Here is an 18540-nt window from a genome sequence, read left to right as displayed (position 1 = left end):
CAGATTCTGTCTTAATTGACTTTGCTGCTTCACGAGCAAAAGCTTCGAGTGCTTTCTTATCCATATTGTCCATCCTTAGCCTTTAAGGCTTAAGTTTAGACAGTTACACAGAATTCAGGACACTCTCACCAAAACTCATTGAGGCAAACAAAGAACCTTGCCTGTTTTACGGTTTGAGTTAACCACGAATTTGAGGGTGAAAGTGCTCATTTGCCGACAACACAAAACGAATGGTCAGAGAAATCCCAAAAGATTGAATCCCTAAATTTACCTGAGTTGCATAACGCCCTGTTAAGGGGTGAGCAACGCAATACCGATGCCGCCGCATACCACCTTAAACACTAAAATCAACGCATAGTGAAAATGCCACGCGTTGCGAATCCCTCTTAAACAGATTGTTAGCAATATATTTACAGCTTGCCGTTATCTCTTAGGTAATTTATCAACTCCAACAAGTCTATTAGTTTATAAGTTTCAGTTGATTCATCAAAAAAGCCTATGCGCTCTTTATGCTTTAATGAAAAATCTTCACTAAATTCCTTTTGGACTCCATTTTCGCGAATAATATCAAATGCTCGATCAATACAACGAAGTTTCACTTCATCGCTAGCGTTTGGAGAAATTTTAAGGTCGAAAGAATCATAACCCGAACGGAATTTAACACCAAAATCAGCATCAATTGTTTTGATACTCTCACTGCCGCTGATCCTTTTATAAGTTTTACCTTTAACATCTCGACTTAGTGCCAATAACTGAGTCTTGAGTGCATCATAAACAGCGTTAGTCAATAAACCAGTTGCGATAGCATGAACGAGTGCAGGAGATAACATTACAAAAATCTGGCTAACGAAATCAGATAGTGAAGCTTCGAGCCTTCCAGAACGATCATAAGTATTAAGCGACAAACCATGTAAATTAAGACTCTCTGTAGATTCGTTTATGGTCGAATCGTCAATTATATCCTTGAAATAAATTAATTTTAGTTCCACTAAACTTCCTCTTATATTGCTAACGCCCAATTAAGGGGTGAGCAACGCTACCACCCAACCTAACGCATTGTACCGTAACCATTAAAATTGAAGTAGAAGCAAAAATGCCAAGCGTTGGGAATCCCTCTTAAATTGTTTGTTAGCTTTTTATTGCTACAGATTTACTTTTAGCCTACAAATTTTTATTCAACCATTTTATCGTATGATCTCTCATGTCGTTGGAAAAATAATGCGATTCATCAGCTAAATTGAACTCAATTTCAGTATTATTTTTATCGTATTTACTCTTCATTTTTTCATAAAAGTCCTTCGCGAAATTGGCAGGAACCCAATCATCTTTCTCGCCATTTATAATCAACATAGGGCGACTTTCATTTTCTATAAGATACAAACATGGATCAATCTCTGCCATATACCTAATAGCCAACTCCTCATCATCACTAAGAATCTTATTCACCGAGTCTGCTTCTAAGGCGAACTTCTCCAAACCGACAAAATCAGGAGAGCCGAGAATTGGTACTGCAACTTTAATCAGTTGATTTTGGGTCAAAGAATAAAATGTGGACATTGCGCCCATAGAGATACCCACAACCGCAATCCTCGATCGATCAATCCGAATATCTTCCTGATAGTGATCAATGAGTGTATTTATGTCATCTGAATTCTGCTTGATAACCCCCGTCATTCTTTTAATAAAGCTCGAATGACTACTGACATTTTGAGCATTACCATCATCTCTTTCGCCGTGTTTATCTGCATCAAAGCAGATAACAGAGTAACCCTGAAGAGCTAAATTTAAAGCTAGATTAGAACCTTCATATTTATCATTGTTCCACCCATGACAGATGATGACTAAAGGATTATTTACCGACTCTTTTTTACAATAGAGTAGATATACAATCTCACCCATCTTACTTTTTTCTACTACAACACCTTCCATGAACGCCCCATATATTCAATATATTCGTTTACGAGCACAAACAAACCGTCAGGCTTCAGAAAACAGCTAACGCCCGGCTAAGGGGTTGACAACGCACCGCCGAACTAAAAAAACACACCGTAAACACTGAACTTCAATTTTGTACTAAAGCCGCCAAGCGTTGGCAATCCCTCTTGAGCCGTTTGTTAGCTGCTGCACTTTAGCCGGAGATTTACTACCCAACGGCCTAATTTAAAACACATTATTGCTTTCAAACGACAAAGTAAAACGGACAACTGAGAAACTAAAACCTAATCCACGAAACGCACTTGGCAAAGAAGAAATAACAGGAAAACTGACGAGCTTCTAAGACTTCAATTTACAAAGAATTCTTTCGAAGAAGCCAACAACCAAGTGCGCGAAATCCATTTAAGCGCGACAAAACTTCAAAACCAAAGAAGCCACACCAAAGAAATAAACAAACACACCACTTCCCGTAAACAGACTTCGGTTAGTTCAAACACTTCACGAACAGTGCCACTGGCGAGATACGCGGAGAAGTGCTGACTTTCAGGTGTAAAGCTAGAGCCTCAGACTAAGAAAAATAAACGCTTAATTTTATGGTTTTTCTTAACCTCAGCTAACGCCCGCTTAAGGGGCAGACAACGCTACTACCAACTTTCCGCATAACACCATAATCACGAAACCCAACGCATGATAAAAATGCCACGCGTTGGCTGTCCATCTTGAAGCGTTTGTTAGGTTTATATTTCATTGCTATTGATTAATCAAGACAGAACCCCCATATAGTCTATGGATAAGAACACGCCTTACCACTCAGAACATACATTCCCTAACTGAGATAACTGGAGCGTGAAAATAAATATTCCAGATTTCTCAAGGAATGATCTAATGATTGCTTATCTTATTCTCGTTCACCGCTATCCAGATCAATTTAAACGGCTATTTCATGCAATATACCACCCAAATAATCATTACGTTATCCATGTTGACAAAACTTCTGGAAAAGAAATTTCAGATGAAATAACTTTGTTTCTAAATGATTACCAAAATGCTGAAATTCTTGAATCAGAAAATGCACTATGGGGTGGGTATAGTTTAGTTAACATTGAACTTCGTGGCATGGCTAAGCTATTGAATATGAACAAAAGCTGGACGCATTTTATAAACCTAAGTGGACAAGATTTTCCATTGAAAACTCAGCCATATATTCATGAGTTTTTGTCAAATAATAAAGACAAGGAATTTATTCGAGCATTAGACCAAAATGAAGCTAGGCCTGAAACGATGAATCGCATACAAAATATGTGCTTTGAATATAAAGAGCATATTTACCGACCTAAAATAGCTAGAAAATTCATGTCAGGGATAACACCATTTATTGGCACCCAATGGATGATTGTGTCACGAAAATTCTGTGATTTTGTTTGTAACACGGATGCATCTCAGCCCTATAAAGAATTTTATAAAAATACATTTATTGCTGATGAAGGATTTTTCCAAACAGTTATGATGAATAACGATTGTCATGGTGAAATAATTCAAGATGACTTGCGACTTATCGATTGGGTACCAGATGGAGATATAAAGCTTAGACCGAGGACGTTTACAATGGCCGATATTTCTAACTTAATTTCGAGCCCTAACCTTTTCGCTCGAAAATTTGACCTATTAGAGGATGCTAAAGTCTTGGATAGGATCGAACATCACCTCGCTGCAACAGTCTAGTTTTTTAATGAGCTACCCTCAACGGGGTGGCTCAAAGAAACCTAACGCCCTGTTAAGGTGTGAGCAACGCACTACCGAAGTTACCGCATACCACCTGAAATACAAAACGCAACGCATAGCAAAAATGCCAAGCGTTGCGAATCACTCTTAAACAGATTGTTATACCAACTTAAGGTCAAATGACGCGACGGTTTTCTCTATTTCTACTGGGTTGGTAGTAGAAGCTTTATACTCCGGGTCTTCTAAGTGAGATTCATTTAGTATTCTGGTTATTTCTATTGAGAATGTTTCTAAATTGATAGGATTTTCTAATAAAGTAAAATCAAAACCTGATTCTATTAACTTTTTATAGATACCAGCTAATATCATTGAAATTGACACTTGGAATTTATTGCCACGCTTCGACGAAATACCATATATTTCTCTAGAGAAAGGATATGGAGTTATTTTAGCTAACGTGGTCACAAATTCATTAAAACCATCAAGGAGACGCTCGGTTTTCTCAAAAGCTAAATCACACGAATCATTTTCTGATTTATCTTTCATATAAGACTCAGCATATTGGGGAGATTTCATAACCTTAGAAACCTGCCCTTTGTCGTTCATGTAAGTTTGATTTACCCCATTTTCGATGATGCTCAATATTACGAAAATATTTTCATGTATTGTCTTCTTTTGGAATCGATCTTTAGATACTGCATATGCCTCAAACAAAGCATCTTTATCGCCGCTCATCATTCTATTGCAGAAACTATTGACGAGTTGATTAACTCGAGAGTCAAAGACTGCATGTCTAATCTCTTGAGGAGTTAATGGTTTAGTTCCTTTGTTATATCTGTTGAATATTTCCAATTCGAACTCCTTACCGGGGAAGTTTCGAAAAGTAATTGTCGACACACGTCGACTCATTAGCTCAACTTGGTCATCAAGAGGTAGATCTTTAATATAGCAACCATTAAAATCTTTAATTATGCCCAGTTCTTGCAGCGCATATTCACCTGAAAGAAAACGATAGAATGCTCGTAATCGATGTTGTCCATCAACTACGTTTAACACTTGCACTCCTTTTAGTTTATGGCTAGCTAAAAAAATCGGTGGGATCGGTATCTCAAGTAAGGCTGATTCTATCAAGGAGCTTTCATCGGAAATTGATGAACGGTATTCTCGTTGATAATCAGGAGCTATGACGATTGAATCATTAAACTTTATAATTTGACTTGCATCTAAGTCCTCTGACTCAATTTCTTGCAACTCAAATCCATTTTTAATTCGTTCGAATATGGTCTGCCATGTTAGTGTTTCGTCTTTTGGGTTAATTTTAAATTTACTATCCATAATTACGAATCTTCTCTAATAAAATCGTTAATATCTTGTTGCATTACAATATCTTTAGCGACAGACGATAGTTCAGGATAAATATGGGTAAAGGTCACACCCATAGAGTATAATGAGGCTAATATTTCTTTTGTATAATCGCTTTTCACCACTACTTTTCTTAGTATTGATTCATCATTTATACTCTCTAAAGGCTTGTCATCGTCTTGAAACAATACAAACAGCCCTTTTTGTGCATTTACACGTGGGTTGATTTTTCGCCCCTGTATAACTACTGGACCATCCAGCCCTTCGAGAGAGCGCTCACTTTCACTTGAAATGTTTACAATAGACATTTGCTGCTTGAACTTCATATTCAAGTTGGAAGGGTTGAGAAAGTAAACAACTGCATCTTTATCTGTGTCTTGTTGAAATGATTTTTCTACCGCAAAAAGTAAGCTTGTAATATGAGAAGTAGTAAAGTCCATCAACCTTGTAGGAATACCATAGTGCTGTGCATAGAGCATCCATTCTATATCATTTTTAATATCCCAAGGGTTTGGCATATATTGATATGAGTTAATTTTAAACTGTTCTAAGAATGTTCTGATAGCCCTCTTTGGGTACTTCCTATTCCCGGAGACATCGCGACGTAACGCGCTAGGCAAAAGTGGGTAATCTTGAGACTGACCTCGCGACAGGTAAAAATCTTTGTCTAGTTCCTCAACAAACGCCATGTACTCACTGAGTTTCGTTATTTCCATTGGGCACCAATATGCAACTAAATTTAGCGAATAATAACATATACTTATAGGCATGCAATATGATAGTTGGTATAACGCCCGGCTAAGGGGTTGGCAACGCACCGCCGAACTCAAAAAACACACCGTAAACACTGAACTTCAATTTTGCACTAAAGTCGCCAAGCGTTGGCAATCCCTCTTGAGCCGCTTGTTAGCTGTTGCACTTTAGCCGGAGATTGACTACCCAATAGCTTAATTTAAAACACATTATTGCTTTCAAGCGACAAAGTAAAACGGACAACTGAGAAACTAAAACCTAACCCACGAAACGCACTTGGCAAAGAAGAAATAACAGGAAAACTTGACGAGCTTCTAGAACTTAAATTTACAAAGAATTCTTTCGAAGAAGCCAACAACCAAATGCGCAAAATCCATTTAAACGCGAAAGAGCTTCAAAACCAAAGAAGCCACACCAAAGAAATAAACAAACACACCACTTCCCGTAAACAGACTTCGGTTAGTTCAAGCACTTCACGAACAGTGCCACTGGCGAGATACGAGGAAAAGTGCTGACTTTCAGGTGTAAAGCTAGAGCCTCAGACTAAGAAAAATAAGCGCTTAATTTTATGGTTTTTCTTAACCTTAGCTAACGCCCGGCTAAGGGGTTGACAACGCACTGCCGAACTCAAAAAACACACTGTAAACACTGAACTTCAATTTTGCACTAAAACCGCCAAGCGTTGGCAATCCCTCTTGAGCCGTTTGTTATGCAAATTCAATAAGATAAACTGACTTTACTCGATCAAAAACCACGATTGCAATGGTTGAGTGATTCAAGAACAAACCCAAGCCAGAGCCGTAATAAATAAGCCGCCAAAACAAAGTCCACCTTTCAACAACAAACCAAGCTTTTGAATGAGACAAACTCAACGAGCGAAAACTTCAGCAAAAGCAAAATGATCGATTAACTTGCCCTTTCCACACTTTGCGCGCGCTAAATTCACAACAAACCAGCACCAAAACTCATTGAGGCAAACAAAGAACTTTGCCTGTTTTACGGCTTGAGTTAACCAAGAATTTGAGGGTAAAAAAGCTCATTTGCCGACAACACAAAACGAATGGCCGGAGAAATCCCAAAAGATTGAACCCCTAAATTTACCTGAGTTGCATAACGCCCAATTAAGTGGTGAACAACGCACTGGCCAAGCCGCTGCATTGCACCGTAAAGCACTTTACCTGACGCATAGTAAAACTGCCACGCGTTGAGAATCCACTTGAATTGCTTGTTATGTGAATTTTACCGTGAATTCAAAGTAAACCACCGTAGAAATGATGGAATTTTAATAAGTTACGTGCAAAACGATGCTTACTAAAACCTAAATTTCACAGCGATCTTAGCCAAAGAGAGCCACTTGCAGAACCAACAACAAAGAAAGCGCCCTTTCAGCCACAACAAAACCTTTTGCTTCACCAGACTTTCAGAGCTGAACTTCAGCAAGAGAGTCAGTCAAAAAGACATTTCAATTGAAGCGATTTGAAACTGACTAAACTCAACACAAGCCAGATCCAAAACTTAAGTGAGGCAACCCAAGAACCTTGAAAACGATCAATCTCAGATTGTTCAAGAATCCATTTCGACTAAGCCAACCTGCCGAAAACACGAAACGAATTATCAATGAAATCGTAGCTTTGACCTTAAAAACTCATCAAACACATAACGCCCGGCTAAGGGGTTGACAACGCACCGCCGAACTCAAAAAACACACTGTAAACACTCAACTTCAATTTTGCACTAAAGTCGCCAAGCGTTGGCAATCCCTCTTGAGCCGTTTGTTAGGCCAACCGATTGACAATGATACTTTCAAAAACAAAGAACAGGCTTTTTTGCAAACTTAAAACTAACTAACCGATTCATTTATAAATCAAAATCCTGAATCAGCAAAGAAACCAAAAAAACTCAAATTGAGCGATTTGGAAGAAAAGTGACGAGCGTAGCATGCTCGGCGGACGTTTGGATGCTGAAGGTTATTTTGCCGATGAATTCACAGCGATAAACAACCCAACGCGATCAAGAAACAGCAAATATGTGATGATTATTTATTGCTTAAGTTAAGCCACAAAACATGGAATTTACCGCTCAATTTCAACTCGATTTAGCTGATAAAAACTCACCTTGCCTAACGCCCGGCTAAGGGGTTGACAACGCACCGCCGAACTCAAAAAACACACTGTAAACACTAGACTTCAATTTTGTACTAAAGCCGCCAAGCGTTGGCAATCCCTCTTGAGCCGTTTGTTATGCAAATTCAATGAGATAAACTAAATTTACACGACCAAAAGCCACAATTGCAATGGTTGAGTGATTCAAGAACCAACCCAAGTAGGAGCCGAGATAAATAAGCCGCCAAAACAAAGTCCACCTTTCAGCAACAAGCCAAGCTTTTATGTCAGGAAAACTCAACGAGCGAAACCTTCAGCAAGTGCAAAACACTCGATAAACTTGCTCTTTCCACACTTTGCGCACGCTGAATTGACAACAAACCAGCACCAAAACTCATTGAGGCAAACAAAGAACTTTGCCTGTTTTACGGTTTGAGTAAACTACGAATTTGAAGGCGAAAATGCTCATTTGCCGACAGCTCAAAACGAATGGCCGGAGAAATCCCAAAAGATTGAACCCCTAAATTTACCTGAGTTGCATAACGCCCGCTTAAGTGGTGAGCAACGCAATACGATGCTGCCACATACCACCTAAACCACTAAAATCAACGCATAGTAAAAACGCCACGCGTTGCGAATCCGTCTTAAAGCGTTTGTTAGTTGCCAAACGTTCTCGCAGACATTTCAAGTAAATGCCAACAAATGAATGCACCACCACCGCCGACAACCAACCTAAATTGCCAATTAGCATAGCTATTAGCTTTATCTTGATGGCTTGATATTGCCTCCATTATGCCCTCAGAAGCAGCTTGAATGAGATGAGGATGATTTCCAACATCCGGATGGCTTCCCTCTTTTATTCTCAAGTACTCTCCATTTGAATACAAAATGGAATTTACGTATTGGAGCTGCCGACAACCACAAAAAAAACTAAGAGCCCAACAAAAAACAGCAACTCCTAATGGTATTAGAGTCAGGTTGAATGTACTTTCCTTTGTAACTTGAACTGTAAATGCAATTGCAGAAGCAGCAATAGCTAGTATGAAATATACGTATTTGTCTTGAGACACTCTGAGCTGATTATGTAATTGACGAATATTTTCTTGTGACACTGTGCCTCCTATTGGCAACTAACGCCCGGCTAAGGGGTTGACAACGCACCGCCGAACTTAAAAAACACACTGTAAACACTGAACTGCAATTTTGCACGAAAGTCGCCACGCGTTGGCAATCCCTCTTGAGCCGTTTGTTATGCAAATTCAATGAGATAAACCGAATTTATACGACCAAAAGCCACGATTGCAATGGTTGAGTGATTCAAGAATCAACCCAAGCAAGAACTGTGATAAATAAGCCGCCAAAACAAAGTCCACCTTTCAACAACGAACCAAGCTTTTGAATGAGACAAACTCAACAAGCAAGACTTTCAGCAAGTAGAAAGGCTCGATAAACTTTCACTTTCCACACTTTGCGCCCACTTAATTTACAACGCGCCAACGCTAAAACTGATTGAGGCAAACAAAGAACCTTGCCTGTTTTACGGTTTGAGTTAACCACGAATTTGAGGGTAAAAATGCTCATTTGCCGAGAATACAAAACAAATGGCCGGAGAAATCCCAAAAGATTGAAACCCTAAATTTCCCTGAGTTGCATAACGCCCGCTTAAGGGGCAGACAACGCTACTACCAACTTACCGCATAACACCGTAATCACATAAACCAACGCATAGTAAAAATGCCGCGCGTTGACTGTCCCTCTTGAAGCGTTTGTTATGGCGCAATTCTCAAGTTAGGCCATATAACTAACCAACCCTTTGACTTTACTCGATTTTCGAAGGTTCCATATGCTCGTTTAGGATTATGTGTGATTAAACCTTGAAATAAACTCTCGAAACCAAAGGCTGATATACATTCGTAACGATCGTGCTCGACTTTTCTCACTGCTACCGCCGTTTCTTTTTCAGGCCAATAGCTCATGGCATCCAATGTGCTTTGGTAAGGATCGTCACCATTTTGTAAGTGCATCTTGGCTTGATTTCTCACTTGCCAATTGATCTGGGGCATTTGCTCCGATAACTTGAGTTCAAGTGATTTTTCATAATCTGAATCGACACAATCAGCATCGAAGAAAATGACATCAATATCGTTTAATGGCGTCGGCTTTACGTTGCGATGTAAAAAGTCCCAGACAAGGTTTCGCACAAAACCTGCGGCTATGTAGCACTGAGGCAATTCAAGCTGGTAAACACATTCCAGTGCTTCAAATCGAACGGGATCTTTTCTAACTAAATCAACGATAGTATCCATTTTTCACCTTGCGCCATAACGCCCAATTAAGGGGTGAGCAACGCTACCACCCAACCTAAGGCATTGTACCGTAACCACTAAAGTTGAAGTAGAAGCAAAAATGCCAAGCGTTGGGAATCCCTCTTAAATTGTTTGTTATGTAACAATTTTACGCGTATTGGTAGACATGATCTGCGTACAAATGACCACCGATTTCATAAGCTTGAGGCACTATCCTATCGAGTACAAAACCCACTTTTGTAAGTACCTTTTCGGAACCAATGTTACCCTCTGTGATAACTGCACTGTATTTAGCGATGCCAAACTCTGACATTGAATAATTTATGAGAGCTTGCAGTGACTCTGTACCATACCCGAGTCCATGATATTCGGGCAAAAACATAAACCCAACTTCAGCAACAGAATCGTTAACACAAAAACCTGTTATACCTACTGCTTTGTCCGTTTTGGACTCGACAACAACCAAACATAGCCAATGCTTCGACTTTACAAACCAAGGTACTAATCGAGATTTAAATTTACTCTCAATTTCTGACTTTGGCAGCTCATCGAAACAAAGTGAAATGACACTAGGATTCGTATGGAGTTGCAGAAATAAAGGCCAGTCATTTTCCGATAATGGCTTCATCTGCAGCCTTTCAGATACTACTTCCATTTAGCTGAACTCTCCTTGTTACATAACGCCCGGCTAAGGGGTTGACAACGCACCGCCGAACTTAAAAAACACACTGTAAACACTGAACTTCAATTTTGCACTAAAGCCGCCACGCGTTGGCAATCCCTCTTGAGCCGTTTGTTATGTGAATTTTACTCGTACGTCTTACCGTTGTGCTTTAACCAACCTTGCGGGTGTTTATTGTTTGGATCCTTGTGCGTCCAGTGCATGACACCACCTTTTTTGTTCCATTCATATTCACCGTAAAACTGGACTCGATCGCCAACTTTTAGATTTGGAACCCTAGGAGCTAAATCAATATTGTGAGCAACAAGTAAAGTTTGTTTACTGTCCAGTTTCAATATGAATTTTTGATGCCTACTTCCTTCGTTGTCATCAGGTAACAAGCGAATAACTGTGCCTGAGCCCTGAACTTGAATATCACTTTGATGATTTTCATACGCATTTTTTAACTGATGATCATTAGCTTGAGCACCAATCGAAGCTAGACAAAAGACGGCTATAAATATAGCGATTAACTTCTTCATATACTCAATTTCTCCAATTCACATAACGCCCGGCTAAGGGGTTGACAACGCACCGCCGAACTCAAAAAACACACTGTAAACACTGAACTTCAATTTTGCTCTAAAACCGCCACGCGTTGGCAATCCCTCTTGAGCCGTTTGTTATGAAGCAATTTCACACGCCATACTAACGAAGTTTTCATCACCACTATCTGTGATTTGGTAGCCTAAACTACTATAAAAGCCTATGGCTGATTTGTTGCTTTTAAAACTAGATAATGTAATGAGATTTCTATTTGCTTCAGCCGCTAGTTGATGGATGTGATTGATAACCTTAAAACCCAATTTTTTCTTCTGATGATCTGGAAAGATGATCAACAAGTGGATATGAAATGCTTGATCGTACGGTTTGAAGCAAATAAGACCGACTCTTTGATTTCGATAAGTTACCCAATAATACCAGCTATGCTGATATTCAGTAGTTAAGCGATGATACTGGTATTCATCATCCCACCCATAAACGGGTTCAACATGAAGTTTAAGAGCTTGCTTTGTCGCCGAAAATACATTGCAAAACTCTGATTCAGCTACTGGTTCCAGTACGATATTTTCATGTGGTTTAGTCATGATTGCCTCCTGCTTCATAACGCCCGGCTAAGGGGTTGACAACGCACCACCGAACTTAAAAAACACACCGTAAACCCTGAACTTCAATTTTGCACTAAAGTCGCCACGCGTTGGCAATCCCTCTTGAGCCGTTTGTTATGCAAATTCAATAAGATAAACTAACTTTACTCGATCAAAAGCCACGATTGCAATGGTAGAGTGATTCAAGAATCAACCCAAGCAAGAGCCGTGATAAATAAGCCGCCAAAACAAAGCCCACCTTTCAACAACAAACCAAGCTTTTGAATGAGACAAACCCTACAAGCAAGACTTTCAGCAAGTGCAAAATGCTCGATTAACTTGCCCTTTCCATACTTTGCGCCCGCTAAATTCACAACAAACCAACGCAAAAACTGATTGAGGCAAACAAAGAACTTTGCCTGTTTTACGGCTTGAGTTCACAATGGATTTGAAGGTAAAAATGCTCATTTGCCGACAACACCAAACGAATGGCCAGAGAAGTCCCAAAAGATTGAGCCCCTAAATTTACCTGAGTTGCATAACGCCCGGCTAAGGGGTTGACAACGCATAGCCGAACTCAAAAAACACACCGTAAACATTGAAGTTCAATTTTGAACTAAAGTCGCCACGCGTTGGCAATCCCTCTTGAGCCGTTTGTTAGCTGCTGCACTTTAGCCGGAGATTGACTACCCAACGGCCTAATTTAAAACACATTATTGCTTTCAAACGACAAAGTAAAACGGACAATTTAGAAACTAAAACCTAATCCACGAAACGCACTTGGCAAAGAAGAAATAACAGGAAAACTTGACGAGCTTCTAGGACTTAAATTTACAAAGAATTCTTTCGAAGAAGCCAACAACCAAGTGCGCAAAACCCATTTAGGCGCGAAAGAGCTTCAAAACCAAAGAAGCCACACCAAAGAAATAAACAAACACACCACTTCCCGTAAACAGACTTCGGTTAGTTCAAGCACTTCACGAACAGTGCCACTGGCGAGATACATGGAAAAATGCTGACTTTCAGGTGTAAAACTAGAGCCTCAGACTAAGAAAAATAAGCGCTTAATTTTATGGTTTTTCTTAACCTCAGCTAACGCCCAATTAAGGTGTGAAGCACGCAACCACTACACTCAATTGGAACACCGTAAACACGAAACCCGACCCAAACCAAAATTGCCGAGCGTGCTGAATCACTCTTAAATTGTTTGTTAGGCAACAAAGCCCCCTACCAACTACAGGTCTCACGCAAGGGAACTAAAGCATTTGATAAGCCAGCAGTATCGAAGAGCGCTGTTACAGGGCTTTCATTGTAAGGGGTAATCTGTGCAACCAACGTGTCCGATTTTTCCATATTTTTTAAGAAGGAAATAGGGTTTCTATGAAATGTAGCTTTGCTATCAGTAGATATGCTCCACTTCGAGGTAACGGCTTTGTTGGAGCCAATGCGTGTAAGAACTGATGCTTCACGACCTAAATAGTCGTTCCAACCAATATAAACATCCGTTTTATTACTCTGACAACGAGCTACAAAAAACACTTTGTCATTCCACTTACTTTTACCTGATGACGCTTCCAGTATTAAAGTAACCGTTTTGGAGTCGTCTATAGGGTTAACCTCTTCGGAGACAATCCATTTTCCTGTTCCAGAGATTTTTGAATCAACCGTTTGTGATTTATCAAGCTTGTACTTTTCCGCAAGAGAGTCATAGCACTCTAAACGCGCTAATTCTCCTTTTACCGCAGCACAAGAAGCAAATTCTTTTTTCAACTCAGTGGACAACACATTTGTAGATAGGAGTACTGAAACTCCCAACAACACTACTTTTTTCATATTTATTTCTCGACAATATAACGACAACTTGATGCCTAACGCCGCGTTAAGGGGCAGCCAACGCTACTACCAACTTACCGCATAACACGTAACCACAAAAACCAACGCATAATAAAAATGCCACGCGTTGGCTGTCCCTCTTGAACGCTTTGTTATGTTTTTAGTGATACACGACCTTAAAGTGCTCTAAAACCAATAACATATCCTCACTTGGCTCTATACCTAAAGTGTCACATTCACGTGAGAAAAATTTCCAATGAGCATTACGCCACCATTCTAGCGATTTGTCGCCCTCACCCTCACTTGCTGCAAATTCTTCCGTCACTTCGTTGAATCGACAACTTGAGACCGATGTGATCTCAATGATACAAATTGGTTCACCATACCAGTTTGTGACCACTTGAAGGTGGCCAACTATAGGTAATACTTCACTTTCGTGGCTATACCAGTATTCCATGCTGCATGATGCACGCTTCTCGCCACGTAGAATTAAATCAGCACATAGATTTGCGTTATATTCATCTGCACAAAAGTAATCCGAACTAAATGATGTATATTTTTCAGACACTTCACTAGGTAAAGTTCGAAGGTACTGCTGTAAAAATAACTGACTCTTTTCTTCCATGATTCTCTGAACCTGATTAAAAACATAACGCCCAATTAAGGGGTGAACAACGCCTCCACCCAACCTAAAACATTGTGCCATAAACACTAAAATTGAAGTAGAAGCAAAAATGCCGAGCGTTGTGAATCCCTCTTAAATTGCTTGTTATGAGTACATTGACTCAAATGCAAAACTCACAGATTTTCATATATAGCTGAGACCTATTTTTCATATTTGGCTTCCATGAGGTTTTAATTGCTTTATCTATGTCATATAGAAACCCTTTGCCAGGAGGAAACCGATCTTCAGCGACACATTCCTCTATCAAAACTGTCCATCTTTCTTTGTCATCACCCTTCATGTAATAGTCTACAAAAAGCTGCATTGCATCAAGGCAGTCTCGTTTTGTCCAATATTCCAGTTCTGACTCTGAATTCATCCGTAATCCTCCCATACTCGGTACTCATAACGCCCAATTAAGGTGTGAAGCACTCTACCACAAGACTCAATTTAAGCGCCATAACCACTAAACTAGACTCAAACCAATAATGCCAAGCGTGCTGAATCACTCTTAAATTGTTTGTTAGCATTTATGTCAGACCATCTAGTAAGGTGAGTCTTGATTAGCCTCCAAAGCCAAGTCTCTATCGAGATGGTGTAAAAATAAATCTTTTACAATAACCAACTCCGCTAATTGACAATCAACATCCTTACACCGTTCGCCATCTTCTTCGGTCGTAACTATACCGTACTCGACTCCAATAGGGTGTTCCTTAAAGTCTCTAAAACTTACAGTCAAAGCATGCAAATCCCAAAAGGTAGAGTCGGATGTATAAAAATTATAGAACGACTTATATTTCTTTAGCTTATTGGTAAACTCCAGACAAGCATCAATATATTCTAAATTCCCTTGTGTATAATAGTACCAGTAGTATTGTAGCCGATCGTATTCGGCAAGAAACCTGAGCCCGTCTTGCTGCTTTGACAAACGATTCATTATTTCTTCCATTTTCCTGTCACCTTGAGGAGTACCTAAAATATTTTCCTTTGGAAAATAAATTGTATTTGTATCCTGCGACTCCCAGCCGGGATTATCTCTAGCCAATCGTATTTCAATGTATTTTTGAGCCCATACAAAGTATGTTTCTTTGTCTGAAGTTGATGTATGAAAAATAAAAAATGCTTCCGGAAATAACTCAGCGTACTTTAACGTTTTTGTCGGAAAGCCACTCAAAGATAAACTAGTTATTTCTGAAAAAGATTTAGAAGTTCCTTTTACCTGAATTAGTCCAAAACAACCTGTTGGGTTTTCACCGTTATAAAGTTCAATCGATAAGTCGATCCCATAGTCACGTTCCTCAAGCCCTCTAACAAGCCAATTCTCTGGTAGCTTTGACATTATTTCACGAATAGCTAATGTATCTGTTATATGAGTTTGTGTTCTTCTTGTCATATATTCCAACTTAACCTAATTTGATTTTTACGAATGCTAACGCCCGGCTAAGGGGTTGACAACGCACCGCCGAACTTAAAAAACACACTGTAAACACTGAACTTCAATTTTGCACTAAAGTCGCCACGCGTTGGCAATCCCTCTTGAGCCGTTTGTTAGCTGCTGCACTTTAGCCGGAGATTTACGGCCCAACGGCCTAATTTAAAAAACATTATTGCTTTCAAGCGACAAAGTAAAACGGACAACTTAGAAACTAAAACCTAATCCACAAAACGCACTTGGCAAAGAAGAAATAGCAGGAAAACTGACGAGCTTCTAAGACTTAAATTTACAAAGAATTCTTTCGAAGAAGCCAACAACCAAGTGCACGAAATCCATTTAAGCGCGAAAGAGCCTCAAAACCAAAGAAGCCACACCAAAGAAATAAACAAACACACCACTTCCCGTAAGAAGACTTCGGTTAGTTCAACCGCTTCACGAACAGTGCCACTGGCGAGATACGTGGAAAAGTGCTGACTTTCAGGTGTAAAGCTAGAGCCTCAGACTAAGAAAAATAAACGCTTAATTCTATGACTTTTCTTAACCTCAGCTAACGCCCGGCTAAGGGGTTGACAACGCACCACCGAACTCAAAAAACACACTGTAAACGCTGAACTTCAATTTTGCACTAAAGCCGCCACGCGTTGGCAATCCCTCTTGAGCCGTTTGTTAGGCCAACCGATTGACAACGATACTTTCAAAACCCAAGAACAAGGCTTGTTTGATAACTGAAAACCAACTAAGCGATTCATTTATAAACCAAAACGCTAAATCAGCAAAGAAACAAAAAACTCAAATTGAGCGGTTTGGAAGAAAAGTGACGAGTGTAGCATTCTCGGCGGACGTTTGGATGTTGAAGGTTATTTTGCCGCTAAATTCACAACGACAAGCAACCCAACGCGATCAAGAAACAACAAATATGTGATGATTATTTATTGCTTAACTTAAGCCAGAAAACATGGAATTTACCGCTCAATTCCAACTCGATTTAGCTGATAAAAACTCACTTTGCCTAACGCCGCATTAAGGGGCAGACAACGCCACCACAGAACTAAAATAGACAACCGTAAACACAAATTTTCGAGTAAACCACGAATGCCACGCGTTGACTGTCCCTCTTAAATGCTTTGTTATGTGTTTTTACTCATATAATGCGAGGGTGTTTTGTAATTGTTCACTGAAATTGAATATATCATCCACAGTTTCGATCGGATGCCGAGTTTCATTCTTCGCTTCGTCAAAGATGCCAATATATTTCTGCTTAGTATTAAACCACAAACGGCATAGAGGCTTGCGATTGTTATCATCGAGCAGAATCCCAAAATAGCTTTGAGTATCACGCGCACAAACTCTCTGTACTTCTACTTTTTGTCTAAGTATTGCTTTAACTATATTAAAACCTTCTATTTCTTCTTCTGTAGTAAGAATTTTAGATTTTTCTGAACTTTCATTTGCGTCTTCAGCAGGAATAACTTGAGTTTCAACATTAATCGATTCTTTGACGTCAGCACCAATAGCTGATTTTAGACGGGCATTTATACTGTCATTGAGAAACTGCTTTAAAGCTTTAGTGGTAATGTCTAGAAATTGAGATTTCACTTTTGCAGTTTGAACACCGTCATAGACGCGAGAAGTAAAGAACTTCACAAAATCTTCTTCTGGGTTTTGGAACTGCTCACCTAGAACTTTCTTTATTTGGTTCAAATATTTTAATTCACCTGCTGCATCAACTACAGATTCAACATCGAAGGAGGATTTAGTTAATTTTTTAATTTCAGGGACAACATGCTCATCTAAATTTTCTAGATCTAATGTCAAAAATGGCTTTTCATCCATTTTATTAGGAGCATCCAAATCAGTGAAAAATTGATATTCTGAGCCATTAGTTAAAATGGCAATACGTGCATTTGTTACTGAGAAATATCGAAATAATTGGTTGGCATGCTTTGTTGATAATGATTCACTATACTTCTTACATTCAATTAGAATTTGAACTACACCATCTTTGATCAACGCATAATCAACCTTTTCCCCCTTTTTAGTTCCAGTATCAGCCGTAAACTCAGGTATAACCTCATTTGGATCGAATACGTCATATCCAAGGACCGAATGCAGAAAGGGCATAACTAAAGCATTTTTTGTTGCTTCTTCGGTAGCCAGATTAGCCGAAACTTGAGAAACTTTCTTCGAAAGAGCCTGAAGCCGTTCAATAAAATCCATAAAATACTCCATTACATGCATTGAAAAAGATTGATTATACCCGATAAAAGCTAATGGAAACGTCGTTCAGTTAAAAGTTTAAAGTCGAGAAACACATAACGCCCGGCTAAGGGGTTGACAACGCACCGCCGAACTCAAAAAACACACCGTAAACACTGTACTTCAATTTTGCACTAAAGCCGCCACGCGTTGGCAATCCCTCTTGAGCCGTTTGTTAGCTGCTGCACTTTAGCCGGAGATTGACTACCCAACGGCCTAATTTAAAACACATTATTGTTTTCAAACGACAAAGTAAAACGGACAATTTAGAAACTAAAACCTAATCCACGAAACGCACTTGGCAAAGAAGAAATAACAGCAAAACTTGACGAGTTTCTAGAGCTTAAATTTACAAAGAACTCT

14 protein-coding genes are annotated in these 18540 nt (G+C 39.4%); 1 reads left to right on the top strand and 13 read right to left on the bottom strand.

Annotated elements, in window-relative coordinates:
* Positions 1-410: 410 nt before the first annotated feature.
* Both AACV32_RS12380 and AACV32_RS12375 read right to left on the bottom strand, forming a co-directional pair.
* On the bottom strand, positions 411-989 hold the full coding sequence (locus AACV32_RS12380) for a hypothetical protein (RefSeq protein ID WP_017047372.1): 579 nt from the start codon (positions 987-989) through the stop codon (positions 411-413).
* A gap of 172 nt (positions 990-1161) precedes the next feature.
* On the bottom strand, positions 1162-1929 hold the full coding sequence (locus AACV32_RS12375) for an alpha/beta hydrolase family protein (protein ID WP_047691442.1): 768 nt from the start codon (positions 1927-1929) through the stop codon (positions 1162-1164).
* Positions 1930-2820: 891 nt separating this feature from the next.
* On the opposite strand from AACV32_RS12375, the gene AACV32_RS12370 reads away from it, so the two are divergent.
* Positions 2821-3657 carry a beta-1,6-N-acetylglucosaminyltransferase gene (locus tag AACV32_RS12370; RefSeq protein WP_017046804.1) on the top strand — a complete coding sequence of 279 codons (837 nt, stop codon included), beginning with the start codon at positions 2821-2823 and terminating at the stop codon, positions 3655-3657.
* 159 nt (positions 3658-3816) lie between these two features.
* On the opposite strand, the gene AACV32_RS12365 is transcribed toward AACV32_RS12370, so the two are convergent.
* The 11 genes from AACV32_RS12365 to AACV32_RS12315 form a co-directional block, all read right to left on the bottom strand.
* Positions 3817-4992 (bottom strand): DUF262 domain-containing protein, encoded by a 1176-nt coding sequence (locus AACV32_RS12365; protein ID WP_142615343.1) that lies wholly within the window; start codon positions 4990-4992, stop codon positions 3817-3819.
* 2 nt (positions 4993-4994) lie between these two features.
* Complete coding sequence (locus tag AACV32_RS12360) at positions 4995-5735, bottom strand: FRG domain-containing protein (RefSeq protein ID WP_170895074.1); 741 nt, start codon at positions 5733-5735, stop codon at positions 4995-4997.
* Between the two features lie 2795 nt (positions 5736-8530).
* On the bottom strand, positions 8531-8986 hold the full coding sequence (locus AACV32_RS12355) for a hypothetical protein (RefSeq protein WP_170895073.1): 456 nt from the start codon (positions 8984-8986) through the stop codon (positions 8531-8533).
* A gap of 657 nt (positions 8987-9643) precedes the next feature.
* Entirely contained in the window at positions 9644-10180 is a 537-nt protein-coding gene (locus AACV32_RS12350) for a nucleotidyltransferase family protein (RefSeq protein WP_170895075.1), read from the bottom strand.
* Positions 10181-10328: 148 nt separating this feature from the next.
* The gene (locus AACV32_RS12345; RefSeq protein WP_170895076.1) at positions 10329-10835 is read right to left on the bottom strand and encodes a GNAT family N-acetyltransferase; all 507 of its coding nucleotides are present in this window, start codon (positions 10833-10835) and stop codon (positions 10329-10331) included.
* Positions 10836-10987: 152 nt separating this feature from the next.
* Positions 10988-11383 carry a DUF3465 domain-containing protein gene (locus tag AACV32_RS12340; RefSeq protein ID WP_017049506.1) on the bottom strand — a complete coding sequence of 132 codons (396 nt, stop codon included), beginning with the start codon at positions 11381-11383 and terminating at the stop codon, positions 10988-10990.
* Between the two features lie 141 nt (positions 11384-11524).
* Entirely contained in the window at positions 11525-11989 is a 465-nt protein-coding gene (locus tag AACV32_RS12335) for a GNAT family N-acetyltransferase (RefSeq protein ID WP_017046620.1), read from the bottom strand.
* 1227 nt (positions 11990-13216) lie between these two features.
* Positions 13217-13822 carry a type VI secretion system-associated protein TagO gene (locus AACV32_RS12330; protein ID WP_170895077.1) on the bottom strand — a complete coding sequence of 202 codons (606 nt, stop codon included), beginning with the start codon at positions 13820-13822 and terminating at the stop codon, positions 13217-13219.
* Between the two features lie 160 nt (positions 13823-13982).
* Positions 13983-14447, bottom strand: a complete 465-nt coding sequence (locus AACV32_RS12325; RefSeq protein WP_115340146.1) for an ASCH domain-containing protein — start codon at positions 14445-14447, stop codon at positions 13983-13985.
* 583 nt (positions 14448-15030) lie between these two features.
* Positions 15031-15879 (bottom strand): DUF4365 domain-containing protein, encoded by an 849-nt coding sequence (locus tag AACV32_RS12320; protein WP_170895078.1) that lies wholly within the window; start codon positions 15877-15879, stop codon positions 15031-15033.
* Between the two features lie 1179 nt (positions 15880-17058).
* The gene (locus AACV32_RS12315; protein WP_047690261.1) at positions 17059-18138 is read right to left on the bottom strand and encodes a type I restriction endonuclease; all 1080 of its coding nucleotides are present in this window, start codon (positions 18136-18138) and stop codon (positions 17059-17061) included.
* Positions 18139-18540: the final 402 nt, after the last annotated feature.

This window comes from Vibrio sp. B7 (genome assembly GCF_963888765.1).
Lineage (GTDB): Bacteria > Pseudomonadota > Gammaproteobacteria > Enterobacterales > Vibrionaceae > Vibrio > Vibrio anguillarum.
The sequence above is the reverse complement of the archived record's forward strand: the minus strand, read 5'-3'. Positions and strand labels throughout refer to the sequence as shown.